This is a genomic window from Escherichia sp. XD33, assembly GCF_019375075.1.
In the GTDB taxonomy this organism is placed as follows: Bacteria; Pseudomonadota; Gammaproteobacteria; order Enterobacterales; family Enterobacteriaceae; genus Enterobacter; species Enterobacter flexneri_A.
The window spans coordinates 23,793-49,698 of the sequence record NZ_JAENDM010000033.1; the positions used below are offsets into that span (position 1 = coordinate 23,793).

Annotated in this window: 25 protein-coding genes; 13 read left to right on the forward strand and 12 right to left on the reverse strand. The window is 54.6% G+C overall.

Annotation, left to right across the window (positions count from 1 at the left end; translation table 11 throughout):
* Nucleotides 1-56: 56 nt before the first annotated feature.
* The 5 genes from hypE to hypA are packed head-to-tail and all read right to left on the reverse strand — an operon-like array spanning nucleotide 57 to nucleotide 3,674.
* The gene (gene hypE, locus K0778_RS17485) at nucleotides 57-1,067 is read right to left on the reverse strand and encodes a hydrogenase maturation carbamoyl dehydratase HypE (protein ID WP_001059922.1); all 1,011 of its coding nucleotides are present in this window, start codon (nucleotides 1,065-1,067) and stop codon (nucleotides 57-59) included.
* Nucleotides 1,064-2,185 carry a hydrogenase formation protein HypD gene (gene hypD / locus K0778_RS17490; protein ID WP_063084636.1) on the reverse strand — a complete coding sequence of 374 codons (1,122 nt, stop codon included), beginning with the start codon at nucleotides 2,183-2,185 and terminating at the stop codon, nucleotides 1,064-1,066. The genes hypE and hypD overlap by 4 nt, the downstream gene beginning before the upstream one ends.
* Nucleotides 2,185-2,457: a hydrogenase 3 maturation protein HypC gene (gene hypC, locus K0778_RS17495; protein ID WP_000334881.1), complete on the reverse strand. Its 273-nt coding sequence runs from the start codon at nucleotides 2,455-2,457 to the stop codon at nucleotides 2,185-2,187. The genes hypD and hypC overlap by 1 nt, the downstream gene beginning before the upstream one ends.
* Complete coding sequence (gene hypB, locus K0778_RS17500) at nucleotides 2,448-3,320, reverse strand: hydrogenase nickel incorporation protein HypB (RefSeq protein ID WP_000337665.1); 873 nt, start codon at nucleotides 3,318-3,320, stop codon at nucleotides 2,448-2,450. The genes hypC and hypB overlap by 10 nt, the downstream gene beginning before the upstream one ends.
* A 3-nt stretch (nucleotides 3,321-3,323) precedes the next feature.
* Entirely contained in the window at nucleotides 3,324-3,674 is a 351-nt protein-coding gene (gene hypA / locus K0778_RS17505; RefSeq protein ID WP_001299100.1) for a hydrogenase maturation nickel metallochaperone HypA, read from the reverse strand.
* Between the two features lie 211 nt (nucleotides 3,675-3,885).
* Here hypA and hycA point away from each other — a divergent pair, with 211 nt between their 5' ends.
* The 9 genes from hycA (at nucleotide 3,886) to hycI (ending at nucleotide 11,748) form a co-directional block, all read left to right on the forward strand.
* The gene (gene hycA, locus K0778_RS17510) at nucleotides 3,886-4,347 is read left to right on the forward strand and encodes a formate hydrogenlyase regulator HycA (protein WP_000158056.1); all 462 of its coding nucleotides are present in this window, start codon (nucleotides 3,886-3,888) and stop codon (nucleotides 4,345-4,347) included.
* Between the two features lie 124 nt (nucleotides 4,348-4,471).
* Nucleotides 4,472-5,083, forward strand: coding sequence for a formate hydrogenlyase subunit HycB (hycB, locus tag K0778_RS17515; protein WP_001079186.1), 612 nt, complete (start codon nucleotides 4,472-4,474; stop codon nucleotides 5,081-5,083).
* Nucleotides 5,080-6,906 (forward strand): formate hydrogenlyase subunit 3, encoded by a 1,827-nt coding sequence (gene hycC / locus K0778_RS17520; RefSeq protein WP_001274388.1) that lies wholly within the window; start codon nucleotides 5,080-5,082, stop codon nucleotides 6,904-6,906. The genes hycB and hycC overlap by 4 nt, the downstream gene beginning before the upstream one ends.
* Before the next feature lie 2 nt (nucleotides 6,907-6,908).
* On the forward strand, nucleotides 6,909-7,832 hold the full coding sequence (hycD, locus tag K0778_RS17525; RefSeq protein WP_000115199.1) for a formate hydrogenlyase subunit HycD: 924 nt from the start codon (nucleotides 6,909-6,911) through the stop codon (nucleotides 7,830-7,832).
* Nucleotides 7,833-7,849: 17 nt separating this feature from the next.
* Nucleotides 7,850-9,559: a formate hydrogenlyase subunit HycE gene (hycE, locus tag K0778_RS17530; RefSeq protein WP_001288122.1), complete on the forward strand. Its 1,710-nt coding sequence runs from the start codon at nucleotides 7,850-7,852 to the stop codon at nucleotides 9,557-9,559.
* 9 nt (nucleotides 9,560-9,568) lie between these two features.
* Entirely contained in the window at nucleotides 9,569-10,111 is a 543-nt protein-coding gene (hycF, locus tag K0778_RS17535) for a formate hydrogenlyase subunit HycF (protein WP_000493785.1), read from the forward strand.
* Nucleotides 10,111-10,878: a formate hydrogenlyase subunit HycG gene (gene hycG / locus K0778_RS17540; RefSeq protein ID WP_000067392.1), complete on the forward strand. Its 768-nt coding sequence runs from the start codon at nucleotides 10,111-10,113 to the stop codon at nucleotides 10,876-10,878. The genes hycF and hycG overlap by 1 nt, the downstream gene beginning before the upstream one ends.
* The gene (hycH, locus tag K0778_RS17545; protein WP_063084633.1) at nucleotides 10,875-11,285 is read left to right on the forward strand and encodes a formate hydrogenlyase assembly protein HycH; all 411 of its coding nucleotides are present in this window, start codon (nucleotides 10,875-10,877) and stop codon (nucleotides 11,283-11,285) included. The genes hycG and hycH overlap by 4 nt, the downstream gene beginning before the upstream one ends.
* Nucleotides 11,278-11,748: a hydrogenase maturation peptidase HycI gene (gene hycI, locus K0778_RS17550; protein ID WP_000132961.1), complete on the forward strand. Its 471-nt coding sequence runs from the start codon at nucleotides 11,278-11,280 to the stop codon at nucleotides 11,746-11,748. The genes hycH and hycI overlap by 8 nt, the downstream gene beginning before the upstream one ends.
* Nucleotides 11,749-11,906: 158 nt before the next feature.
* Here hycI and ascB read toward each other — a convergent pair whose 3' ends face one another.
* Together ascB and ascF are read right to left on the reverse strand one after the other, a co-directional pair.
* The gene (gene ascB, locus K0778_RS17555) at nucleotides 11,907-13,331 is read right to left on the reverse strand and encodes a 6-phospho-beta-glucosidase AscB (protein ID WP_000110363.1); all 1,425 of its coding nucleotides are present in this window, start codon (nucleotides 13,329-13,331) and stop codon (nucleotides 11,907-11,909) included.
* 8 nt (nucleotides 13,332-13,339) lie between these two features.
* The gene (gene ascF / locus K0778_RS17560; protein ID WP_001107828.1) at nucleotides 13,340-14,797 is read right to left on the reverse strand and encodes a PTS cellobiose/arbutin/salicin transporter subunit IIBC; all 1,458 of its coding nucleotides are present in this window, start codon (nucleotides 14,795-14,797) and stop codon (nucleotides 13,340-13,342) included.
* 259 nt (nucleotides 14,798-15,056) lie between these two features.
* Here ascF and ascG point away from each other — a divergent pair, with 259 nt between their 5' ends.
* The 3 genes from ascG to hypF all read left to right on the forward strand — a co-directional run bounded on the left by ascG (nucleotide 15,057) and on the right by hypF (nucleotide 19,148).
* A complete protein-coding gene (gene ascG / locus K0778_RS17565) occupies nucleotides 15,057-16,067 on the forward strand; it encodes a DNA-binding transcriptional regulator AscG (RefSeq protein WP_001394680.1) in 1,011 nt (336 codons plus the stop codon).
* A gap of 148 nt (nucleotides 16,068-16,215) precedes the next feature.
* A complete protein-coding gene (gene hydN / locus K0778_RS17570) occupies nucleotides 16,216-16,743 on the forward strand; it encodes an electron transport protein HydN (protein WP_001078777.1) in 528 nt (175 codons plus the stop codon).
* 152 nt (nucleotides 16,744-16,895) lie between these two features.
* Nucleotides 16,896-19,148, forward strand: coding sequence for a carbamoyltransferase HypF (gene hypF / locus K0778_RS17575; protein WP_001107701.1), 2,253 nt, complete (start codon nucleotides 16,896-16,898; stop codon nucleotides 19,146-19,148).
* A 127-nt stretch (nucleotides 19,149-19,275) separates the two neighbouring features.
* On the opposite strand, the gene norW is transcribed toward hypF, so the two are convergent.
* Both norW and norV read right to left on the reverse strand, forming a co-directional pair.
* Nucleotides 19,276-20,409, reverse strand: coding sequence for an NADH:flavorubredoxin reductase NorW (norW, locus tag K0778_RS17580; protein WP_000064752.1), 1,134 nt, complete (start codon nucleotides 20,407-20,409; stop codon nucleotides 19,276-19,278).
* Nucleotides 20,406-21,845: an anaerobic nitric oxide reductase flavorubredoxin gene (gene norV, locus K0778_RS17585; RefSeq protein ID WP_000029634.1), complete on the reverse strand. Its 1,440-nt coding sequence runs from the start codon at nucleotides 21,843-21,845 to the stop codon at nucleotides 20,406-20,408. Before norV ends, norW begins: the two co-directional genes overlap by 4 nt.
* A 186-nt stretch (nucleotides 21,846-22,031) precedes the next feature.
* Here norV and norR point away from each other — a divergent pair, with 186 nt between their 5' ends.
* Entirely contained in the window at nucleotides 22,032-23,546 is a 1,515-nt protein-coding gene (gene norR, locus K0778_RS17590; protein ID WP_000010746.1) for a nitric oxide reductase transcriptional regulator NorR, read from the forward strand.
* Here norR and gutQ read toward each other — a convergent pair.
* The 3 genes from gutQ to gutM all read right to left on the reverse strand — a co-directional run bounded on the left by gutQ (nucleotide 23,543) and on the right by gutM (nucleotide 25,700).
* Nucleotides 23,543-24,508: an arabinose-5-phosphate isomerase GutQ gene (gene gutQ, locus K0778_RS17595; protein WP_001287420.1), complete on the reverse strand. Its 966-nt coding sequence runs from the start codon at nucleotides 24,506-24,508 to the stop codon at nucleotides 23,543-23,545. The genes norR and gutQ overlap by 4 nt on opposite strands.
* On the reverse strand, nucleotides 24,501-25,274 hold the full coding sequence (gene srlR / locus K0778_RS17600) for a glucitol operon DNA-binding transcriptional repressor SrlR (protein ID WP_000804550.1): 774 nt from the start codon (nucleotides 25,272-25,274) through the stop codon (nucleotides 24,501-24,503). Before srlR ends, gutQ begins: the two co-directional genes overlap by 8 nt.
* Nucleotides 25,275-25,340: 66 nt before the next feature.
* Nucleotides 25,341-25,700 carry a transcriptional regulator GutM gene (gene gutM, locus K0778_RS17605; RefSeq protein WP_000252908.1) on the reverse strand — a complete coding sequence of 120 codons (360 nt, stop codon included), beginning with the start codon at nucleotides 25,698-25,700 and terminating at the stop codon, nucleotides 25,341-25,343.
* Nucleotides 25,701-25,906 lie beyond the last annotated feature (206 nt).

A 25,906-nucleotide genomic window follows, 5' to 3' on the forward strand; every position in this document is an offset into this window, starting at 1 on the left:
GCACCGCAAAGCGGTGCAAAAGGTCATTGACTAACTATAGGAGATTTAGAATTTTATTAGCATATACGCGGAAGCGGTTCGGCGTGTGGTAAATCGAGGGTTCGTTTCACGCCATACAGACCGGCAAGACGAACACCTTTACGTTCCACCACTTCACCAATCAGCGCCGCGTCTTTCCCCAGTGGATGGGAATGTAACGCTGCCAGCACTTGCTCTGCCGCGTTGCGTTCAACAGCTATTACTAGTTTGCCTTCGTTGGCAAAGTTCAGGGCGTCCAGTCCCAGCAATTCGCAAACGCCACGCACGGCAGGTTTAACAGGCAGTGCCGCTTCTGAAAGTTCAATACCACAACCGCAGGCTGCCGCGAACTCATGAACCACCGCGTTTACACCACCACGGGTGGCATCACGCAGCGCTTTCACGCCGGGAATGTCACGCAGCGTCTGAATAAGCGGCGTCAGCACCGCGCAGTCGCTGACCAGTTCGCCATCCAGCCCCAGCTGCTCACGCAGGTTAAGGATAGTCGCCCCGTGGTCGCCGAGTGTACCGCTCACCAGCAATACATCGCCTGCGGTTAGCGTCTGTGCGCCCCAGTGAATATTCGCCGGAATTGCGCCCATGCCAGCGGTGTTGATAAACAGTTTATCTACCGCGCCGCGCTGCACCACTTTAGTATCGCCAGTAACGATGGCAATGCCTGCCGCGCGGGCGGTTTCTGCCATGCTGGTCACTACGGCTTTCAGTGTCTCCATCGGCAATCCTTCTTCGAGGATAAAGCCACAGGAGAGATAGCGCGGAATAGCGCCACTGACCGCAACGTCATTGGCTGTGCCGCAAATCGCCAGCTTGCCGATATTACCGCCAGGGAAGAACAGCGGGTCAATAACGTAACTGTCGGTGGAGAACGCCAGACGGTCGCCTTCCGCTACCAGCTGCGCCAGATCAAGACGTGCCTGATCTTCCTGCTCTGCCAGCCACGGGTTGGCAAAGGCTTCCATAAACAGGCTGTTGATTAATTGCTGCATCGCCTGGCCGCCGCTACCGTGGGCGAGTTGGATATTATTCACGCTTCACTCTCCTGCTGACGATACTGATACCACGCGGCGCACGCTCCTTCGGAGGAAACCATCAGCGCACCAAACGCGGTTTGAGGATTACAGGTGTTACCAAACAGCGGGCATTGATGCGGCTTACATTTGCCCGTTAATACCTCACCACAACGCGCGCGCGGGTCATCGCAGACCTGCTGCGGTGCCGGGCGGAAATGTGCTTCGGCATCGAATCGTTGATAATCCGGCGTCAGGTGCACGCCAGAAGATTCAATCACGCCTAAGCCGCGCCATTCGCTGTCGCCGTTGACACAGAACACATCGGCAATCGCCTGTTGCGCCAGCAGGTTACCGGCATCCGGTACCACTCGACGATACTGATTCTCTACCTTGCTGTGGGCCGCTATTTTCTGCTGCACCAGCATGACCACGCCTTGTAGTAGATCAAGGGGTTCGAATCCAGCAACCACCAGCGGACGATGAAAATCGCTGGCGATAAAATTATAGGCGTCGGTGCCGATAACCATACTGACGTGACCCGGCGCGAGGAACGCATCGATACCGTTATCCAGCTGTTCCAGCAAACTGCGCAACGTCGGGATAAGCGTAATGTGCTGGCAGAAGAAGTAAAAATTCTGCACATCACGCGCTTTCGCCTGTTGCAGAGTGATAGCGGTGGTCGGCATAGTGGTTTCAAAACCTAAGCCGAAGAACACCACTTTGCGGGTTGGATTCTCCTGCGCCAGTTTCAACGCATCCATCGGCGAGTAAACGATGCGCACATCGGCACCGCGTGCTTTTGCCTGCAACAGCGATCCCTGTTTCCCCGGCACGCGCATGGCGTCGCCAAAGGTACAGAAGATGACTTCCGGATGGCTGGCAATCTCCACGCAGGTGTCGATTCTACCCATCGGCAGTACGCACACCGGGCACCCCGGACCGTGGATAAACTCAACGTTTTCCGGCAGTAACTGGTCGAGGCCGAATTTAAAGATAGCGTGGGTATGACCGCCACACACTTCCATAATCCGCAGAGGGCGTTCGGCGGTGTAAGAGAGATGTGAAGCACGTTCGCGCAGATGCTCAATTAACTGCATCACCTGTTCCGGCGCGCGATATTCATCAACAAAACGCATTATTTTTCCTCGCCATACAACAGCGCGCCGACATCCGGCTCAACGTCAAACATGTTTTGTAAGGCGTCGAGAGTGTCGCGTGCTTCGGCTTCATTAATTACGCTCATGGCAAAGCCAACGTGTACCAGTACCCACTGGCCCACGCGCGGCTGACCGTTTTCATCGCAGCTGCCGACTAACGTTAAATCGACATCGCGCTGAATGCCGCAGACGTCGACTTTCGCCTGGTTGCCGTCAATGGTGCGGATCTGGCCGGGAACGCCTATGCACATCGCTGTGTCTCCAGCCAGTTCAGCCACTGGTCCATCCCTTCGCCGCTGGTGGCGGAAATAAGGATGATTTCAATTTCTGGATTGACTTCGCGGGCGCAGGCGATGCACTTTTCAACGTCAAAGTTGAGATACGGCAACAGGTCAACTTTGTTGAGCAGCATCAGCGAGGCGGCGGCAAACATATGCGGATATTTCAGCGGTTTGTCTTCACCTTCGGTAACGGAAAGCACCGCCACTTTGTGTTTTTCACCGAGATCGAAGCTGGCCGGGCATACGAGGTTGCCAACGTTTTCGATAAACAGAATACCGTTATCGTCCAGTGGCAGACGCGGTGCGGCGTCGGCAATCATCTGTGCGTCAAGATGGCAGCCTTTACCGGTGTTCACCTGAATCGCTGGTGTGCCGGTAGCGCGAATGCGTGCGGCATCGTTCACGGTTTGCTGGTCGCCTTCAATAACTGCGCACGGAACGCTGTCTTTCAGGCGCATTAGGGTTTCCGTCAGCAGGGTGGTTTTACCGGAACCAGGGCTGGAAACCAGGTTGAGCACCAGTTGCTTGCGGGCAGCAAAGCGCGCGCGGTTGCGTTCAGCCAGACGGTTATTTTTGTCCAGCACGTCAATTTCGACTTCCAGCATCCGACGCTGGCTCATGCCCGGTGCGTGAGTGCCCGCTTCGCCATGACCGTAATGCAGGTCGCCTTCTTCAGTCTGGCTGGGGGTAAATTCAGGCGCTTTAATGCCGGTGATTTTCATCTTCGGGCGTGCCGCCGGGGCAAATGGCGCGCTACGAAACGCGGAATGAGGGTTATGTTCATCACCCTCGATATACAGGTTGCCTTCACCGCAACCGCATGTTGTACACATCGCTCACTCCTGGTCTATTTCTATCCGCCGAATCTGTAAACCGTCGTCTGCCACAATCTGCAGCATGTCACCATGACACTGTGGACAGCGGCGGACGCGCTGGGTCAGTAGCGTCACATACTGTTGGCATGTTTCACACCAGCATTCGGCCTCTTGTTCTTCGAGGTGCAGTTTACAACCTTCCGCCACGCTGCCGCGGCAAACCAGATCAAAACAAAAGGCAAGAGAGCTGGTTTCGACACAAGAAAATGCGCCAATTTTGAGCCAGACCCCAGTTACGCGTTTTGCGCCGTGTTTTGCGGCCTGCTGTTCGATCAATTCCAGTGCCCGTTGGCAGAGGGTTATTTCGTGCATATCGCCTCCCATTAACTATTGCCAGCTACAAGCAATAATTGTGCCAGTGTTGATTATCCCTGCGGTGAATAATGTCGATGATGTCGAAATGACACGTCGACACGGCGACGAAATTCATCTTTAGCTTAAAAATCTCTTTAATAACAATAAATTAAAAGTTGGCACAAAAAATGCTTAAAGCTGGCATCTCTGTTAAACGGGTAACCTGACAATGACTATTTGGGAAATAAGCGAGAAAGCCGATTACATCGCACAGCGGCATCGTCGCCTACAGGACCAGTGGCACATCTACTGCAATTCGCTGGTTCAGGGGATCACGTTATCGAAAGCGCGCCTGCATCACGCCATGAGCTGTGCGCCAGACAAAGAACTCTGTTTCGTCCTTTTTGAACATTTTCGTATTTACGTCACCCTGGCGGATGGCTTTAACAGCCACACCATCGAGTATTACGTCGAAACAAAAGATGGCGAAGACAAACAGCGGATTGCGCAGGCGCAACTGAGCATTGACGGCATGATTGATGGCAAGGTCAACATCCGCGATCGCGAACAGGTTCTGGAACACTATCTCGAAAAAATCGCTGGCGTTTACGACAGCTTATACACCGCCATTGAAAACAATGTGCCGGTGAATTTAAGCCAACTGGTAAAGGGACAAAGCCCGGCAGCATGAGCTGAGGCTTTGCCCGTTTTGCAGGCGTTACGCCTGTTTGGGGATGGGCGTGTCGATGAGTGTCGAAAATGACATTTCATCGGCATGTTTTCGTCAAAAATGACAATCACCTGAGGAATGCCTGGTGAATCGTTTTGTAATTGCTGACTCCACGCTCTGTATCGGCTGCCACACTTGTGAGGCCGCCTGTTCAGAGACGCATCGCCAGCACGGCCTGCAATCAATGCCGCGCCTGAGAGTGATGCTGAATGAAAAAGAATCTGCGCCGCAGCTCTGTCACCACTGTGAAGATGCACCCTGCGCGGTGGTCTGCCCGGTTAACGCCATCACCCGCGTTGATGGGGCCGTGCAGTTGAATGAAAGCCTGTGCGTAAGCTGCAAACTGTGCGGCATCGCCTGCCCGTTTGGCGCAATTGAATTTTCCGGCAGCCGTCCGCTGGATATTCCGGCAAACGCCAATACCCCGAAAGCGCCACCGGCACCGCCTGCTCCGGCGCGTGTCAGCACATTGCTTGACTGGGTGCCAGGTATTCGCGCGATCGCCGTCAAATGTGACCTTTGTAGCTTTGATGAACAAGGTCCGGCCTGCGTGCGGATGTGCCCGACTAAAGCCCTGCATCTGGTGGATAACACCGATATCGCCCGCGTCAGCAAACGTAAGCGTGAGCTGACCTTTAACACGGACTTTGGCGATCTCACCTTGTTTCAGCAGGCTCAAAGTGGAGAGGCTAAATGAGCGCAATTTCCCTGATCAATAGCGGCGTGGCGTGGTTTGTCGCCGCCGCTGTTCTGGCATTTCTCTTTTCTTTTCAAAAAGCGTTAAGTGGCTGGATAGCTGGAATTGGCGGCGCGGTTGGTAGTCTGTATACGGCAGCCGCGGGCTTCACTGTACTGACTGGCGCGGTTGGCGTGAGCGGTGCGCTGTCGCTGGTAAGCTACGATGTGCAAATCTCTCCGCTTAACGCGATTTGGCTGATTACGCTCGGTCTGTGCGGTCTGTTTGTCAGCCTCTACAACATTGACTGGCATCGCCACGCGCAGGTGAAGTGCAACGGCTTGCAGATCAATATGTTGATGGCTGCCGCCGTCTGCGCCGTCATTGCCAGCAACCTCGGCATGTTCGTGGTAATGGCCGAAATCATGGCCCTGTGCGCGGTGTTCCTCACCAGCAACAGCAAAGAGGGCAAACTGTGGTTTGCGCTGGGGCGTCTTGGCACTCTGCTGCTGGCGATTGCTTGCTGGCTGCTGTGGCAGCGTTACGGCACGCTGGATCTGCGCCTGCTGGATATGCGTATGCAACAGCTGCCGCTCGGTTCCGATATCTGGCTGCTCGGAGTGATTGGCTTTGGCCTGCTGGCCGGGATTATTCCGCTGCACGGCTGGGTGCCGCAGGCACATGCGAACGCCTCTGCGCCAGCTGCCGCGTTGTTTTCTACGGTAGTCATGAAAATTGGCCTGCTGGGCATTTTAACCCTGTCACTGCTGGGCGGTAATGCACCGCTGTGGTGGGGGATCGCGCTGCTGGTGCTCGGCATGATCACCGCGTTTGTCGGTGGTCTGTATGCGCTGATGGAGCACAACATCCAGCGCCTGCTGGCTTACCACACCCTGGAAAATATCGGCATCATCCTGCTGGGGCTGGGCGCTGGCGTAACGGGTATCGCGCTCGAACAACCGGCGCTGATTGCTCTTGGCCTGGTCGGTGGTCTGTACCATCTGCTTAACCATAGCCTGTTCAAAAGCGTACTGTTCCTCGGGGCGGGGAGCGTCTGGTTCCGTACCGGTCATCGCGATATCGAAAAACTCGGTGGTATTGGCAAGAAAATGCCGGTTATCTCCATCGCCATGTTAGTCGGGCTGATGGCAATGGCTGCGCTGCCGCCGCTGAATGGTTTTGCCGGGGAATGGGTTATCTATCAATCATTTTTCAAACTGAGCAATAGTGGCGCGTTTGTTGCCCGTCTGCTGGGGCCGCTGCTCGCTGTGGGGCTGGCAATTACCGGTGCGCTGGCGGTGATGTGTATGGCGAAAGTCTATGGCGTCACGTTCCTCGGCGCGCCGCGTACCAAAGAAGCCGAAAACGCCACCTGTGCGCCGCTCCTGATGAGCGTAAGCGTAGTGGCACTGGCGATTTGCTGCGTAATTGGCGGTGTTGCTGCGCCGTGGCTACTGCCGATGCTCTCTGCTGCTGTACCTCTGCCGCTGGAGCCTGCTAACACCACCGTTTCTCAACCGATGATCACGTTGCTGCTGATTGCCTGCCCGCTGCTGCCATTCATCATTATGGCGATTTGCAAAGGCGATCGTTTGCCATCGCGTTCCCGCGGTGCGGCCTGGGTGTGCGGTTACGACCACGAAAAATCAATGGTGATTACCGCTCACGGTTTTGCCATGCCGGTGAAACAGGCGTTTGCGCCGGTGCTGAAACTACGCAAATGGCTGAATCCGGTGTCTCTGGTGCCGGGCTGGCAGTGCGAGGGGAGTGCGTTGCTGTTCCGCCGGATGGCGCTGGTTGAACTGGCGGTACTGGTGGTGATTATTGTTTCACGAGGAGCCTGAGAATGAGTGTTTTATATCCGTTAATTCAGGCGCTGGTGTTATTTGCCGTTGCGCCGCTGCTCTCCGGTATTACCCGCGTGGCGCGCGCCCGTCTGCATAACCGTCGTGGGCCGGGTGTGTTGCAGGAGTATCGTGACATTTTCAAACTGCTGGGCCGCCAGAGCGTTGGCCCGGATGCCTCCGGCTGGGTGTTCCGCCTGACGCCGTATGTGATGGTGGGCGTCATGCTGACTATCGCTACTGCGCTGCCGGTGGTGACCGTCGGTTCTCCGCTGCCGCAACTGGGTGATTTAATCACCTTACTGTATCTCTTTGCCATCGCGCGTTTCTTCTTTGCCATTTCTGGTCTGGATACCGGTAGCCCGTTTACCGCTATCGGCGCGAGCCGTGAAGCGATGCTTGGCGTGCTGGTCGAACCGATGCTGCTGCTTGGTCTGTGGGTTGCCGCACAGGTTGCCGGTTCCACCAACATCAGCAACATCACCGACACCGTTTATCACTGGCCGCTGAGCCAGAGCATCCCGCTGGTACTGGCGCTTTGTGCCTGTGCGTTCGCCACCTTTATCGAAATGGGCAAACTGCCGTTCGACCTGGCGGAAGCCGAGCAGGAGCTGCAGGAAGGCCCGCTCTCTGAATACAGCGGCAGCGGCTTTGGCGTCATGAAATGGGGTATCAGCCTGAAACAGCTGGTGGTGTTGCAGATGTTCGTCGGGGTGTTTATTCCGTGGGGACAAATGGAAACCTTCACCGCCGGTGGACTGCTGCTGGCGCTGGTGATTGCCATCGTAAAACTGGTGGTCGGCGTCCTGGTTATCGCGCTGTTCGAAAACAGCATGGCCCGTCTGCGTCTTGATATTACTCCGCGCATTACCTGGGCTGGGTTTGGCTTTGCATTTTTAGCGTTCGTCTCCTTGCTGGCGGCGTGATTAAAGAGAGTTTGAGCATGTCTGAAGAAAAATTAGGTCAACATTATCTCGCCGCGCTGAATGAGGCATTTCCGGGCGTCGTGCTGGACCACGCCTGGCAGACCAAAGATCAGCTGACTGTCACCGTAAAGGTGAACTACCTGCCGGAAGTGGTGGAGTTTCTTTACTACAAACAGGGTGGCTGGCTGTCGGTGCTGTTTGGTAACGACGAACGCAAACTGAATGGTCATTACGCCGTTTACTACGTGCTGTCGATGGAGAAGGGCACTAAGTGTTGGATTACGGTTCGCGTCGAAGTTGACGCCAACAAACCGGAATATCCGTCCGTGACACCGCGCGTTCCGGCGGCGGTGTGGGGCGAGCGCGAAGTGCGCGATATGTACGGTTTGATTCCGGTTGGTCTGCCGGATGAACGTCGTCTGGTGCTGCCGGATGACTGGCCGGATGAACTTTATCCGCTGCGTAAAGACAGCATGGATTATCGTCAGCGTCCGGCACCGACCACCGATGCTGAAACCTACGAGTTCATCAACGAACTGGGCGACAAGAAAAACAACGTCGTGCCGATTGGTCCGCTGCACGTCACTTCTGATGAACCGGGCCACTTCCGTCTGTTCGTCGATGGCGAAAACATTATCGACGCCGACTACCGTCTGTTCTACGTCCATCGCGGCATGGAAAAACTGGCGGAAACCCGTATGGGTTATAACGAAGTGACCTTCCTCTCTGACCGTGTGTGCGGGATCTGCGGCTTTGCCCACAGCACCGCCTACACCACGTCGGTGGAAAACGCGATGGGTATTCAGGTGCCAGAACGTGCGCAGATGATCCGCGCCATTCTGCTGGAGGTAGAACGCTTGCACTCGCATCTGCTCAACCTTGGCCTGGCCTGTCACTTTACCGGCTTCGACTCCGGCTTTATGCAGTTCTTCCGCGTGCGTGAAACCTCCATGAAAATGGCAGAGATCCTTACCGGTGCGCGTAAAACCTACGGCCTGAACTTGATCGGCGGGATTCGTCGCGATCTGCTGAAAGACGACATGATCCAGACCCGCCAGCTGGCACAACAGATGCGTCGTGAAGTGCAGGAGCTGGTGGATGTGCTGCTGAGCACTCCGAACATGGAACAGCGCACTGTCGGCATTGGTCGTCTGGACCCGGAAATCGCTCGCGACTTCAGTAACGTCGGCCCGATGGTCCGTGCCAGCGGTCACGCCCGTGATACCCGCGCCGATCACCCGTTTGTCGGCTATGGCCTGCTGCCAATGGAAGTCCACAGCGAGCAGGGCTGCGACGTTATTTCCCGTCTGAAAGTGCGTATCAACGAAGTCTATACCGCGCTGAACATGATCGACTACGGTCTGGATAACCTGCCGGGTGGCCCACTGATGGTGGAAGGCTTTACCTACATTCCGCACCGCTTTGCGCTGGGCTTTGCCGAAGCGCCGCGCGGCGATGATATCCACTGGAGCATGACCGGCGACAACCAGAAGCTGTACCGCTGGCGCTGCCGTGCCGCGACCTACGCGAACTGGCCGACCCTGCGCTACATGCTGCGCGGCAACACCGTTTCCGATGCGCCGCTGATTATCGGTAGCCTCGACCCTTGCTACTCCTGTACCGACCGCATGACCGTGGTCGATGTGCGTAAGAAGAAGAGCAAAGTGGTGCCGTACAAAGAACTCGAGCGTTACAGCATTGAGCGTAAAAACTCGCCGCTGAAATAAGGAATCGCCATGTTTACCTTTATCAAAAAAGTCATCAAAACCGGCACGGCGACCTCGTCTTATCCGCTGGAGCCGATTGCGGTTGATAAAAACTTCCGTGGTAAGCCAGAGCAGAACCCGCAGCAGTGCATCGGCTGCGCGGCCTGCGTCAATGCCTGCCCGTCAAACGCCTTAACGGTTGAAACTGACCTCGCCACAGGAGAGCTTGCCTGGGAGTTTAATCTTGGGCGCTGCATCTTCTGTGGACGCTGCGAAGAAGTCTGCCCGACGGCGGCGATCAAACTGTCGCAAGAGTACGAACTGGCGGTGTGGAAGAAAGAAGACTTCCTGCAACAGTCCCGCTTCGCGCTGTGCAACTGCCGCGTCTGCAATCGTCCTTTCGCCGTCCAGAAAGAGATCGACTACGCCATTGCGCTGCTTAAGCACAACGGCGACAGCCGCGCGGAAAACCACCGCGAAAGCTTTGAGACTTGCCCGGAATGTAAGCGCCAGAAATGCCTGGTGCCGTCCGACCGTATTGAACTGACTCGCCATATGAAAGAGGCCATCTGATGAGCAATTTATTAGGCCCCCGTGACGCCAACGGCATTCCGGTCCCCATGACGGTGGATGAATCCATCGCCAGCATGAAGGCGTCGTTACTGAAAAAAATCAAACGTTCTGCCTATGTTTACCGCGTGGACTGCGGCGGCTGCAACGGTTGCGAAATCGAAATTTTCGCCACGCTTTCGCCGCTGTTTGATGCAGAACGCTTCGGCATTAAAGTCGTTCCTTCACCGCGTCATGCGGATATTTTACTGTTTACCGGCGCGGTCACCCGTGCAATGCGATCCCCTGCGCTGCGTGCGTGGCAGTCCGCGCCGGACCCGAAAATTTGTATCTCCTACGGTGCCTGCGGTAACAGTGGCGGGATCTTCCACGATCTCTACTGCGTGTGGGGCGGTACGGATAAAATTGTCCCTGTGGATGTTTATATCCCTGGCTGCCCGCCAACGCCTGCCGCCACGCTGTACGGCTTTGCAATGGCGCTCGGCCTGCTGGAGCAGAAAATTCACGCCCGTGGGCCGGGTGAACTGGATGAACAACCGGCGGAGATCCTGCATGGTGATATGGTGCAGCCGCTGCGCGTGAAAGTGGATCGCGAAGCACGTCGCCTGGCGGGTTATCGTTACGGTCGTCAGATTGCCGATGATTACCTTACACAGTTAGGGCAGGGCGAAGAACAGGTTGCACGCTGGCTGGAAGCGGAAAACGATCCGCGTCTGAACGAGATTGTCAGCCATCTGAATCATGTTGTTGAAGAGGCGCGTATCCGATGAGTGAAAAGGTGGTGTTCAGTCAACTGAGCCGTAAATTTATTGATGAGAACGATGCCACGCCCGCCGAGGCGCAGCAGGTGGTCTATTACAGCCTGGCGATTGGTCACCACCTTGGGGTTATCGATTGCCTGGAAGCGGCGCTCACCTGCCCGTGGGATGAATATCTGGCATGGATTGCCACTCTGGAGGCAGGCAGTGAAGCCCGCCGCAAAATGGAAGGCGTGCCGAAATATGGTGAGATCGTCATCGACATTAACCATGTGCCGATGCTGGCCAACGCATTCAATAAAGCCCGGGCAGCGCAAACTTCGCAGCAGCAGGAATGGAGTACAATGCTGTTAAGTATGCTGCATGATATTCATCAGGAAAACGCCATCTATTTGATGGTGAGGAGACTGCGTGACTGACGTTTTACTCTGTGTTGGCAATAGCATGATGGGCGATGATGGCGCAGGTCCGCTGCTGGCGGAAAAGTGCGCCGCCGCGCCGAAAGGTAACTGGGTGGTGATTGACGGCGGTAGCGCACCGGAAAACGACATCGTCGCTATCCGTGAACTGCGCCCGACACGACTGCTGATTGTCGACGCCACGGATATGGGGCTAAACCCCGGCGAGATCCGCATCATCGACCCGGATGATATCGCCGAGATGTTTATGATGACTACCCATAACATGCCGTTGAATTACCTTATCGACCAGTTGAAAGAAGATATTGGCGAAGTGATTTTCCTCGGCATTCAGCCGGATATCGTCGGCTTTTACTACCCGATGACCCAGCCGATTAAAGATGCGGTAGAAACCGTTTATCAACGACTGGAAGGCTGGGAAGGAAATGGCGGCTTCGCGCAGTTAGCGGTGGAAGAAGAGTAGTTTTTCATTAAGGAATCAGGACAGGGATGTTCTTGATGGGGTGAACCAGCTCTGATGCCAAATGCTAAATTGCCCGATGCGCTGCGCTTATCGGGCCTTCATGGTTCGTGCGACATGTAGGCCGGATAAGGCGTTCACGCCGCATCCGGCACTGTTACCTACTCTAAATCTTCCCCATTACTGGCAATCACTTTTTTATACCACCAGAATGATTTCTTACGCGTGCGCGTCAGCGTACCGTTGCCTGCGTCGTCACGGTCAACAAAGACAAAGCCGTAGCGTTTGCTCATTTCACCCGTAGAGGCGGAAACTAAATCAATACAGCCCCATGTGGTGTAGCCCATCAGCGGAATGCCGTCTGCAATCGCTTCGCCCATTGCGCGGATATGTTCGCGTAAGTAGCTGATGCGATAGTCGTCGTTAATCTCGCCATTGGCAGCAAATTCATCTTTTGCGCCCAGGCCGTTTTCCACCAGAAACAGCGGCTTCTGATAACGATCGTACATCATATTCATGGTGATACGCAGACCGAGTGGATCAATTCCCCAGCCCCAGTCGCTCACCTGTAGATACGGATTACGCAGCGATTTCACCACGTTCGCCGCACTGCTGTTGTTGGCGTTCATCTCCGCCGAGGCGCAGCGCGAGGCGTAATAGCTGAAAGAGACAAAATCGACGGTGTTTTTCAGGATTTCATCATCGCCCGGTGCTTTGTTGATGGTTACCCCTTTTTCGCGGAATACGCGGGCAGAGTAAGCCGGATACGTGCCCCGCGCCTGCACATCGATAAAAAACAGGTTTTCCCGGTCTTTCTCCAGCGCCGCCCAGACATCTTCCGGCTTGCAACTGTAAGGGTAGAAGTTACCGCCCGCCAGCATACAGCCCACCTGATTTTGCGGGTTAACCTCATGGGCGATTTTGGTGGCTAGCGCACTGGCAACCAGCTGGTGATGCGCGGCCTGATATTTCACCTGATCCTGATTTTCACCTTCTTCAAACACCAGACCCGCGCCGGAGAACGGGCTATGCAACATAATGTTGATTTCATTGAAGGTTAGCCAGTATTTCACCAGACCATCAAATGCTTCAAAGCAGGTTCTGGCGTAGCGGCTGAAAAACTCCACCAGCTTGCGGTTACGCCAGGAGCCATATTCGGTGACCAGATGCATCGGCACATCGAAGTGGCACAACGTGACCAGCGGTTCGATACCGTACTTTTTACACTCTTCAAAGACAGAACGATAAAAAGCAATGCCCTGCTGATTGGGCGTGATTTCATCGCCCTGCGGAAAGAGACGGCTCCAGGCAATTGAGGTACGGAAAACCTTGAATCCCATCTCTGCCATCAGGGCGATATCTTCTTTATAACGATGATAAAAATCCGTCGCCTCATGGCTGGGATAAAACTCGTCATCTCGCAACTGAAAACGTTTTTCCAGCCCCAGTTTCACCGCCATTCGATGCTCGCCGTGTGGGATCATATCGACAGTGGTCAGACCTTTGTCACCTTCACGGAACGCACCTTCAGACTGGTTGGCGGCAAGCGCGCCGCCCCATAAAAAACTTTCTGGAAATACTGACATTTTCATCCTCAATTAAGACTTACTTCTTTGGCGACGGTCGGTTGTACGCTCTGATACTTTCGCGCCTGGGCAGCCGCTTCCTCAACAGGAATATCCTCAAAGCCGAGCAACAGTGTGAGGATAAACGACAGCACCACCGCCAGCGCCATGACCGCGAACACCCAGACGATGCTCATTGGATTCGCCGGATCGAAGAACTGCACGCTGGTAAATAGCCCCGGCGCTGCCATTGAGTGGCTGGCAAGCCCCGCCATACCGGCAACCGCGCCGCAAATAAAACCGCTGATAAGACTGGCGATAAGCGGACGTTTCAGGCGGATCGCCACGCCATATAACGCCGGTTCGGAAATCCCCGCCATAATGGCTGATGCCGCCGCAGCCAGCGCCGTCTGACGCAGTTCCGGGTTTTTCGTTTTCCACGCCACTGCCAGTGATGAACCGCCCAGCGACAGGTTAGCGCCGATCTCTGACGGCATGACCATCCCTTCTTTGCCGGTTTCGGCAATGGTCTGAATGATGGTTGGCGTAAAGACGCGGTGCATCCCGGTCATTACCAGCAGAGGCCACAGCGCGCCCATAATGGCGACTGAAAGCCAGCCCAGATAACCATGAATGGTGTAAACCAGCGCCGAAATGGCGCTACCGATCCAGATACCAATCGGGCCAATCAGCAGGATTGCCAGCGGTGCGGCAATCAACACAATCAGCATTGGTTTGAGGAAGTTTTTGGTCACCGCCGGTGTAATGCTGTCCACCCAGCGTTCGATATATGACAGGCACCAGGTCATCACCAGCGCCGGGATCACCGTGTAGGTGTATTTCACCGCGGTGACCGGAATCAGGGCAAATTCGACATGTTCACCCTGGGCCGCTTTCGCCATCAGTTCAATAAAACTCGGATGTACCAGCACACCCGCGATGGCAATCGCCAGCGACATATTGGTTTTAAATTTGATGGCGGCAGATGCCGCGACCATCAGCGGCAGGAAGAAGAAAGCACCGTCACCAATCACATTCAGAATGGTTAAGGTCGGCGATCCTTTTGTCAGCACGCCGCTCATCTCGAGGATCATTGCCAGCAGTTTGACCATCGATCCGCCGATAATCGCCGGGATCAGCGGTGACATGGTGCCGATCAGCGCATCGAGGATCCCCGCACCAATGCGACGTAGCGTGAGTTTGGGTTTACCCACGGGCTGTGCGGGCTGCATATCTCCCGGCAGCAGGCTGACGACTTCCTGAAAGGCTTGTGAAACGGTATTGCCGATAATCACCTGACACTGGTTGTCACTACGTACCACGCCGAGCACGCCGGGGATGGTTTTTAACGTCGGGCTGTCGATAAGTGCATCATCTTTGATAACAAAGCGCAACCGCGTCATACAGTGCGTGACCGCCGAGATGTTATCAACGCCGCCCAGTGCCGCTATCACCGAGCGTGCCAGCGCCGCATAATTTTTGGCCATCGGATTTTATCCTGTTATCAGTAGGGTAGATGTAGTTGTTATCAGTCGACGTGACGGAAAAATGCCGATGCTGAAACGGAATTAAGAAACCGGTTTCACAAAATCATGAATAGTTGTCACTAAATAAGCAAGAGAGTGAATTGTTCATTTTTTATATTTGTGAAACCGGTCACCTGAATATTTTTCCCGCCGATTGTGCAAGGACAATCGGCAAACGGTGCAGTACACTGCGTTGATTGCGTGTAAAGGGATGAAAATGATGACGACGATGCTGGAAGTGGCGAAGCGCGCCGGGGTTTCAAAAGCGACCGTTTCCCGCGTGCTTTCAGGTAATGGCTACGTCAGCCAGGAGACTAAAGATCGCGTGTTTCAGGCGGTAGAAGAGAGCGGTTACCGTCCAAACTTGCTGGCGCGCAATCTGTCGGCGAAGAGTACTCAGACGCTGGGGCTGGTAGTGACCAACACGCTTTACCACGGCATTTATTTTAGTGAATTACTCTTTCATGCCGCGCGAATGGCGGAAGAGAAAGGGCGGCAGTTGCTATTGGCAGATGGTAAACACAGCGCAGAAGAAGAGCGCCAGGCGATTCAGTATCTGCTGGATCTGCGCTGCGACGCGATCATGATTTACCCGCGTTTTTTAAGCGTGGATGAGATCGATGACATCATTGACGCGCACAGTCAGCCGATAATGGTGCTTAATCGCCGCCTGCGCAAAAACAGCAGCCATAGCGTCTGGTGCGATCATAAACAGACCAGTTTTAACGCCGTGGCAGAGTTGATAAACGCCGGGCATCAGGAGATTGCTTTCCTTACCGGCTCGATGGATTCCCCCACCAGCATTGAACGTCTTGCCGGGTATAAAGACGCGCTGGCGCAGCATGGTATTGCGCTCAATGAAAAACTTATCGCTAACGGTAAATGGACGCCTGCCAGCGGGGCCGAAGGGGTAGAAATGTTGCTCGAACGTGGGGCTAAATTTAGCGCGTTAGTTGCCAGTAACGACGATATGGCGATAGGTGCGATGAAAGCGTTACACGAGCGCGGCGTAGCGGTGCCAGAGCAGGTGTCAGTTATCGGATTCGATGATATCGCTATTGCCCCCTACACCGTTCCGGCGCTCTCCAGCGTAAAAATTCCGGTGACTGAGATGATTCAGGAAATTATTGGACGGCTGATTTTTATGCTCGATGGCGGGGATTTCTCACCGCCGAAAACCTTCAGCGGAAAACTGATCCGCCGCGACTCACTCATTGCTCCTTCGCGATAAACATTGTCATCACATGTCATCGTCACTAGTGTCGATGACATCGTTTTTCCTGCATTACAGAAATTAATTTCCTTAAATAACAGTAAATTAAAAACTGGCATGATTTGTGAATGTATCGGCGCATTAACTGTCATTGCTGGAGAATTTGATGAACCGTTTCATCATTGCTGACGCGAGTAAATGTATTGGTTGCCGTACCTGTGAAGTAGCGTGCGTGGTTTCTCATCAGGAAAATCAGGACTGTGCATCGCTGACCCCGGAAACTTTTTTACCGCGTATCCATGTCATTAAAGGTGTGAACATTTCCACGGCGACAGTTTGCCGTCAGTGTGAAGATGCACCGTGCGCTAACGTCTGCCCGAATGGTGCTATCAGCCGTGATAAAGGGTTTGTTCATGTGATGCAGGAACGTTGCATTGGTTGCAAAACCTGCGTTGTGGCTTGCCCGTATGGTGCGATGGAAGTGGTGGTACGTCCGGTGATCCGCAACAGCGGCGCGGGTCTGAATGTACGGGCTGACAAAGCCGAAGCCAATAAATGCGACCTGTGCAACCATCGTGAAGACGGCCCGGCGTGTATGGCGGCTTGCCCGACTCATGCGCTGATTTGTGTCGATCGTAATAAACTTGAACAACTGAGCGCAGAAAAACGCCGCCGTACGGCGCTGATGTTCTAAAAATCTTACAGAACTGTTCTGGCATCAAAGGAATTCCCGGAAATATTCGTAGAATACGGAGCGGGCGGTATCGCCGACCTGTGACTGCCGGATGCGACGCTGTCGTGTCCGGCAGGGCGGGTTACGCAATTCATGATGGCGGGAATAACTCAATGGCAAAAAACACATCTTGCGGTGTCCAACTGCGTATTCGTGGCAAAGTGCAGGGCGTCGGTTTTCGTCCGTTTGTCTGGCAGCTGGCACAGCAATTAAATCTTCACGGCGATGTCTGTAATGACGGCGATGGCGTAGAAGTCCGGCTGCGGGAAGACCCGGAAACGTTTCTTGTTCAATTGTATCAGCACTGCCCGCCGCTGGCGCGTATTGATAGCGTCGAGCGTGAGCCGTTTATCTGGTCACAACTGCCCACCGAGTTCACTATACGCCAGAGCACAGGCGGCACCATGAATACGCAAATTGTTCCCGATGCCGCTACTTGCCCTGCTTGCCTTGCCGAAATGAATACCCCAGGCGAACGGCGTTATCGTTATCCGTTTATCAACTGTACCCACTGCGGCCCGCGTTTCACCATTATTCGCGCCATGCCTTACGACCGCCCGTTTACCGTGATGGCGGCGTTTCCGCTATGTCCGGCCTGTGACAAAGAGTACCGTGACCCGCTCGATCGTCGCTTCCACGCCCAGCCGGTGGCCTGCCCGGAGTGTGGCCCGCATCTTGAATGGGTAAGTCATGGTGAACATGCGGAACAAGAGGCGGCATTACAGGCAGCTATCGCACAGTTAAAAATGGGCAAAATTGTCGCCATCAAAGGGATTGGCGGATTTCATCTTGCCTGCGATGCACGTAACAGTAACGCGGTGGCGACACTTCGGGCGCGCAAACATCGCCCGGCGAAACCGCTGGCGGTCATGTTGCCAGTGGCTGACGGTTTACCAGACGCTGCGCGCCAGTTGCTTACCACGCCCGCCGCGCCGATTGTGCTGGTGGATAAAAAATACGTTCCTGAGCTTTGTGATGATATCGCCCCTGACCTTAACGAAGTCGGGGTAATGTTGCCTGCGAACCCGCTCCAGCATTTGCTGTTACAGGAACTGCAATGCCCGCTGGTGATGACCTCCGGCAACCTGAGCGGTAAACCACCAGCTATCAGCAACGAACAGGCGCTGGCGGATTTGCAGGGCATTGCCGACGGATTTTTGATACATAACCGCGACATCGTGCAGCGGATGGATGATTCGGTGGTGCGCGAAAGCGGCGAAATGCTGCGCCGTTCGCGGGGGTATGTGCCGGATGCGCTGGCTTTGCCTCCGGGCTTTAAAAATGTTCCGCCTGTGCTGTGTCTCGGCGCGGATCTGAAAAATACCTTCTGCCTGGTGCGCGGTGAACAAGCGGTGTTGAGTCAGCATCTGGGCGATTTAAGTGACGATGGCATCCAGATGCAGTGGCGCGAAGCGTTACGCCTGATGCAAAACATCTACGATTTCACCCCGCAATACGTTGTGCATGACGCACATCCGGGCTATGTCTCCAGCCAGTGGGCGCGCGAAATGAATCTGCCGACGCAAACGGTGCTGCATCATCATGCCCACGCAGCGGCGTGTCTGGCAGAGCATCAGTGGCCGCTGGATGGCGGTGATGTCATTGCTTTGACGCTCGACGGTATCGGTATGGGGGAGAATGGCGCTTTGTGGGGCGGCGAGTGCCTGCGGGTGAACTATCGCGAATGTGAGCACCTGGGCGGCTTGCCTGCAGTGGCGCTTGCTGGTGGCGATTTGGCGGCGAAGCAGCCGTGGCGAAACCTGCTGGCGCAGTGCCTGCGCTTTGTGCCGGAGTGGCAGAATTATCCCGAAACAGCGAGTGTGCAACAGCAAAACTGGAGCGTGCTGGCGCGGGCCATTGAGCGTGGAATTAACGCGCCGCTGGCGTCATCGTGTGGGCGTTTTTTCGATGCAGTGGCGGCGGCACTGGGCTGTGCGCCAGCCACGTTAAGTTATGAAGGTGAAGCGGCTTGTGCTCTGGAGGCGCTCGCAGCCTCATGCCACGGAGTGACGCATCCGGTGACAATGCCGCGGGTGGACAATCAACTGGATCTCGCCACTTTCTGGCAGCAGTGGCTGAACTGGCAGGCACCGGTTAATCAACGCGCGTGGGCGTTTCATGATGCGCTGGCGCAGGGTTTTGCCGCGTTGATGCGTGAGCAGGCCACGATGCGTGGTATCACTACGCTGGTATTTAGCGGCGGGGTTATTCATAACCGTTTGCTGCGTGCACGTCTGGCGCATTATCTCGCTGATTTCACATTGCTCTTTCCACAGAGTTTACCGGCGGGTGATGGCGGTTTGTCTCTGGGGCAGGGGGTTATTGCTGCGGCGCGTTGGTTAGCGGGTGAAGTCCAGAACGGATAAAACGTGTTGCATTTGGACACCATTGCCGGATGCGGCGTAAACGCCTTATCCGGCCTACACATGCGTCCCCGTAGGTCGGATAAGACGCGCCAGCGTCGCATCCGACATTTTAGGCACAGTAGCCCACCTACATCGGCAATGTTTTCAACAATCCAAATGCCTCTTTCATCCGATCCTCACTGACCACAAAGGCGCGAAGCTGGTCAGCATCGTCAACGCCGCGCGCCACCATTCCCTGGCGTTCGGTATTAATTTGCCAGCGTAAATCCTGACGCTGGGTTTCGCCTGCCAGATGCAGCGGTAATTCCGGCGTTTTGATTTTCACCAGCATCGCCGGGAGTTTCAGCGGCGTGTTATTGCCGAGAAGATTTTTTGCCAGCACCATCGCGCTAAGTTGAATCGGCTGGAGGAACGGCAATACCTGACCGTTAATTTCCGCGCAATCGCCCAGCGCGTAAATATCGGTATTACTGGTTTGCAGATAACTATCGACGCAAACGCCGCGATTAATCGTCAGCCCGGCGCGTCGTGCCAGGGCGGTTTCCGGGCGCAGTCCGGTGGCGGCAATTACCGCATCCACTTCGATATTGCGCTGGCGGTCCAGCGTTGCCTGAATGCCAGAATCCGTTTTTTCCAGCCCCTGTAACTGAGATTTCAACAGCAGATGAACGCCCATCTCCGTCAACCGATGCTGCAAGCGGCTGCTTACTTCCGGTGGCATTAACGACGCCAGAATACTGGCAGCGTTGTCGATTAGCGTGACCGCTTTGCCTGCACGACAAAAATCCATCGCCAGTTCGCTACCAATCAAACCACCGCCAACAATCAACACGCGTCGGGCATCCCGCAGTTGCGTTTCACAGGCGCGATACTCTTGCTGACTATTTAACGTCAGCATTAACTCACGCCCAGGCACAGGCGGGACAAAGGCACTGGCACCGGTTGCCAGTACTAGCTTGTCGTATTGCCACTGATTATTCTGGCTTTTCACCACACGGGCTTCGGCATCGATATCCGTCACCCAGGTTTGTGGAAACAGGTGCAGATTAAACTGCTCGGCAAATTCACCCGCCGTCTGGCGGGTAAGGTCATCGGCACGTTGCCCCTGACTGATAACATGGCTGAGGTCAGGTTTGTTGTACTCATCCATGCTGTCGGCGGCAATCAGGGTTAATGGAATAGTGGCGTCCTGTTTGCGAATATTTTTCACCAGTTGGCGGGCGGCGAAGCCCGAACCGATGATCACAATGCCGTTACTCATTTTGCCTCCGATGCCAGTTCTTCAAAGACGTCTTTGCCGAGGGAGCATTCCGGGCAGAGGAAGTTATCCGGGACTTCACTCCACGGCGTTCCTGGCGCAACGTCCTGCATTGGCTCGCCTTTTGCCGGATCGTAAATCCACTGGCAGACGCTGCACTGCATCCGTGGGCCGAGGTCAGCCGTCGTGGTGGCAGAGGTTTCTTCTTTAACTACCGTATTCACCGTGCTCTGCGGCAGCGGCGCGAGCGCCCACTGACGGGCGATTTCGCGACCGTGTTCACGGCATAACTTCAGAGCGTCCTGGTCTGGTCGCCATTTCGCTTTCAGGCTAAGCGACATTTCGAAACCCGCATCCTGCAGGCGCGTGGAAAGACGATCCACCGCACCGCCGCTCCAGCCGTGAGAGCCGAAAGCACTGGCGCGTTTGTTACGGAAGCGTAAACCAGTCATCTCCTCCACCAGCCCGGCGATTTTCGGCATCATCACGTTATTCATCGTCGAAGTGCCGACCAGCACGCCTTTTGAGCGGAAGACATTAGTCAGGATTTCGTTTTTATCGCTTCGGGCGACGTTGAAAATTTTCACCGCCACGCGTGGGTCGGTTTCCGCAATCCCCTGGGCGATAGCGTCAGCCATCATGCGGGTGTTATTCGACATGGTGTCGTAGAAAATGGTGATTCTGTCTTCCTGATAATCAGCCGCCCATTTCAGGTACAGCTCGACAATTTGCGTCGGGTTATCGCGCCATACCACGCCGTGGGAAGTGGCTATCATATCGACTGGTAAGTTAAAGCCCAGGATCTCGGTAATTTTCGGTGTTACCAGGCGGCTGAACGGCGTCAGGATATTGGCGTAGTAACGCTGGCACTGCTCGAAAAGCTCCGTCTGATCCACTTCATCGTTGAACAGATGCTCGTCGCAGTAGTGTTGACCGAAAGCATCGTTACTGAACAGCACCGCGTCGCCTGTCAGGTAAGTCATCATGCTGTCCGGCCAGTGCAGCATTGGTGTTTCGACAAAAATGAGCTGTTTGCCGTTGCCGATATCCAGCGTGTCGCCAGTTTTCACCACATTAAAATTCCACTCCGGATGATGGTGATGACCATTTATCGAGTCGATAGCGTTGGCTGTACAGTAGATCGGCGTATCGGGAATTTGTGCCATCAGTTCGGTCAGCGCCCCGGCGTGGTCCTCTTCTGCATGGTTAATCACGATGTAATCGATATCCGCCAGATCGATTTCATTACGCAGGTTCTGCACAAATTCGCGGCTGAATTTATGGTCGACGGTGTCGATCAGCACGTTTTTTTCTTCGCGGATGAGGTAGCTGTTGTAACTGCTGCCGCGCAGCGTTTTATATTCCGTACCGTGAAAATCACGCACTTCCCAGTCACGTTGACCAACCCAATGAATGTTATTTTTCACCACAATAGACATAGCAACCTCAATTTATTCAGCGTGTTCTAAAAAGATGTCTTGCTAATTGCAGATTACGTGCCAGTTTTTTATCTGATTGTTTTTACTATATAAATAAAATTATGCTCATTAATGAGTAGTCAAAATGACTATCAATCAAATGGTCGATATGACAATATCTATAGTCAAATTGACAGTGAGGCAAAGATGAGTTTTTCCGTTGATGTGCTGGCGAATATCGCCATCGAATTGCAGCGTGGGATTGGTCATCAGGATCGTTTTCAGCGCCTGATCACCACGCTACGTCAGGTGCTGGAGTGCGATGCGTCTGCGTTGCTACGTTACGATTCGCGGCAGTTTATTCCGCTTGCCATCGACGGTCTGGCAAAGGATGTACTCGGTAGACGCTTTGCGCTGGAAGGGCATCCACGGCTGGAAGCGATTGCCCGCGCCGGGGATGTGGTGCGCTTTCCCGCAGACAGCGAATTGCCCGATCCCTATGACGGTTTGATTCCTGGGCAGGAGAGTCTGAAGGTTCACGCCTGCGTTGGTCTGCCATTGTTTGCCGGGCAAAACCTGATCGGCGCACTGACGCTCGACGGGATGCAGCCCGATCAGTTCGATGTTTTCAGCGACGAAGAGCTACGGCTGATTGCTGCGCTGGCGGCGGGAGCGTTAAGCAATGCGTTGCTGATTGAACAACTGGAAAGCCAGAATATGCTGCCAGGCGATGCCACGCCGTTTGAAGCGGTGAAACAGACGCAGATGATTGGCTTGTCCCCTGGCATGACGCAACTGAAAAAAGAGATTGAGATTGTGGCGGCGTCCGATCTCAACGTCCTGATCAGCGGTGAGACTGGAACCGGTAAGGAGCTGGTGGCGAAAGCGATTCATGAAGCCTCGCCACGGGCGGTGAATCCGCTGGTCTATCTCAACTGTGCTGCACTGCCGGAAAGTGTGGCGGAAAGTGAGTTGTTCGGGCATGTGAAAGGAGCGTTTACTGGCGCTATCAGTAATCGCAGCGGGAAGTTTGAAATGGCGGATAACGGCACGCTGTTTCTGGATGAGATCGGCGAGTTGTCGTTGGCATTGCAGGCCAAGCTGCTGAGGGTGTTGCAGTATGGCGATATTCAGCGCGTTGGCGATGACCGTTGTTTGCGGGTCGATGTGCGCGTGCTGGCGGCGACTAACCGCGATTTACGCGAAGAGGTGCTGGCAGGGCGATTCCGCGCCGATTTGTTTCATCGCCTGAGCGTGTTTCCACTTTCGGTGCCGCCGCTGCGTGAGCGGGGCGATGATGTCATTCTGCTGGCGGGGTATTTCTGCGAGCAGTGTCGTTTGCGGCAGGGGCTCTCCCGCGTGGTATTAAGTGCCGGAGCGCGAAATTTACTGCAACACTACAGTTTTCCGGGAAACGTGCGCGAACTGGAACATGCTATTCATCGGGCGGTAGTTCTGGCGAGAGCCACCCGCAGCGGCGATGAAGTGATTCTTGAGGCGCAACATTTTGCTTTTCCTGAGGTGACGTTGCCGCCGCCAGAAGTGGCGGCGGTGCCCGTTGTTAAGCAAAACCTGCGTGAAGCGACAGAAGCGTTCCAGCGTGAAACTATTCGTCAGGCACTGGCACAAAATCATCACAACTGGGCTGCCTGCGCGCGGATGCTGGAAACCGACGTCGCCAACCTGCATCGGCTGGCGAAACGTCTGGGATTGAAGGATTAAATAATCCCGGCCTGATAGAAATCCTGCAGGTTTATTGCGCCGGTGAGTTTGCCGTTTTCATCCACCACCGGTGCGGCAGTGATTTTGCGCTTCATCAGGATCTCTTTGGCGTCGATGGCGCGACTTTGCGATTGCAACGTGGTGCCGCCGACCGTCATCGCTTCATTGACTGGCGTGGTGAGTGCGCCGCCGCCAACCAGCCAGCGACGTAAATCGCCGTCGGTAAAGACGCCTTGTACCTGTTGTTGAGCGTCACATACCGCCACCAGCCCCAGACCGGTGCGGCTGAGTTCCAGCATCGCATCCATCACGCTGGCGGTTAACGCCACCTGTGGGATGGCATCGTCACGGCGCATCAGATGATGCACTTTATTCAGCAAGCGAGCGCCCAGTGCCCCGGCTGGGTGGGAGCGGGCAAAATCTTCTTCATTAAATCCGCGCGCCTGCATGACCGCCATCGCCAGCGCGTCACCCATCATCAGGGTATTGACGGTGCTGGAGGTCGGCGCAAGGTGCATCGGGCAGGCTTCGCGTTCTACGGAGATATCCAGCACCGCTTTTGCCGCCAGGCCCAGCGGTGACGTCGGTTTGCCGGTCATCGCCAGCAGCGCGATAGATTTATCTTCCAGACGCGGAATAATCAGATCCAGTTCCTTCGCGCCACCGGAGTAAGAGATAAACAGCATCACATCGCGGCTTTCGATCATCCCCAGATCGCCGTGCAGCGCTTCTGCCGGATGGACAAAAAAAGCCGGAGTGCCGGTACTGGCAAGCGTTGCGGCGATTTTCTTACCAATGTGGCCCGATTTGCCAATTCCCGAAACCACCACTTTGCCTTCACAGTGCAGGATGATATTGGCGGCGCGAACAAAATCATCGCCCAGACGTTCCGGTAAACGGCTTGCTTCCTGCAACTCCAGCATTAACGTCTGACGTCCCGCGTTCAGTAGTGCTTCACTCATTGCTCTCTCCGGTTATGATCACATCGATCCCTTTCTCTTCCAGCGCCTGACGAAACGCCGGATCGATACCTGCGTCGGTAATCAGCTTATCGACGCTTTCAAGACTGCAAACTACGTTGGGGCTTTTACGGCCAAACTTTGATGAGTCCGCCATCAAAATCACTTCGCGCGCGGCATTGCACATTGCCTTACTGACGGTATAAACCTCGTTAAAGGTGGTTACGCCCGCATTGAGATCGATGCCGTCGGTGCCCATAAACAATTTATCGAAGGTGAAATGCTCGAAGGCATTCTCTGCCAGTTGCCCGTGAAATGAGGCCGATTTTTTGCGAAACGTTCCGCCTGGCATCAGGATAGTTTGTTCGTTATCCAGTTCGGATAGCGCATTGACGATATGCAGGCTGTTGGTCATCACCGTGATGTTATTAAAGCGCGAGAGCAGGGGAACCATCTGCAAAACGGTACTGCCAGCATCAAGAATGATCGAATCGCCATCATGGATAAAACTAACGGCAGCTTCTGCAATCAGCTCTTTCTTGTGGGTGTTGATGAGTGTTTTATGATCGATAGGCGGATCGGATTCCTCTTTATTCAACACCACTCCGCCATAAGTACGAATGACGGTTCCGGCATGTTCCAGAATGACCAGATCTTTGCGAATGGTTGTGCCTGTGGTGTCAAAGTATTGCGCCAATTCTTCAACCGAGCATTTACCCTGCTTTTGCAGATACTCCAGAATGGCGGCCTGACGCTGACGAGGTTTCATGGGCGTGATTACCTGATTTAGGTTTCAAAATGATAACTTCGCAAGCAAGTAACATTCACAACGAAATTATCCACGTTTCAGTTTAAGCGCCAATGATAGAGCATTCTGTGATAGTGGATCATGGGGAAAGATCACATCGGGCTGTAAATCACCCGCATGCATACCGGTAATTGCGGGAATTTTTTGCGGTCGGGCGAAGACGGTCAGTCCTTTCATAAACAAGGTGTCGACGATGCGCTGCTGATCGTCCAGCGCGATGGCGACCACGACCCGCGGTTTAAAGCGCCCGCTGGAACGGCCCACGCCAACCCGCCCTTGCTGGCATAGTGTGTCGAAGGCACGGTTAAAACGAGAAATTTGCCAGCCGCCTAAGGCCAGTTGCGCACACCAGGCGATAACGGCGACGGTGATGAGTGCGGATACCATAACTTTTCCTTAATGTAGTGGCGGAAGTCCTGTATGCCTGATGAGCGTAGCGCATCAGGCATTCTATAGTCTCACGGAGATCCTTAAGGAAGTTGCGATTAAGTGGTCCGCAGCTCCCGATATGACGCCCCAAACCGTCCTTTATCGACGTCCTGTGGCTCAATTTTCCAATTTTCAGCCCAAAATCGTCTCTTCGTGGCTGATTT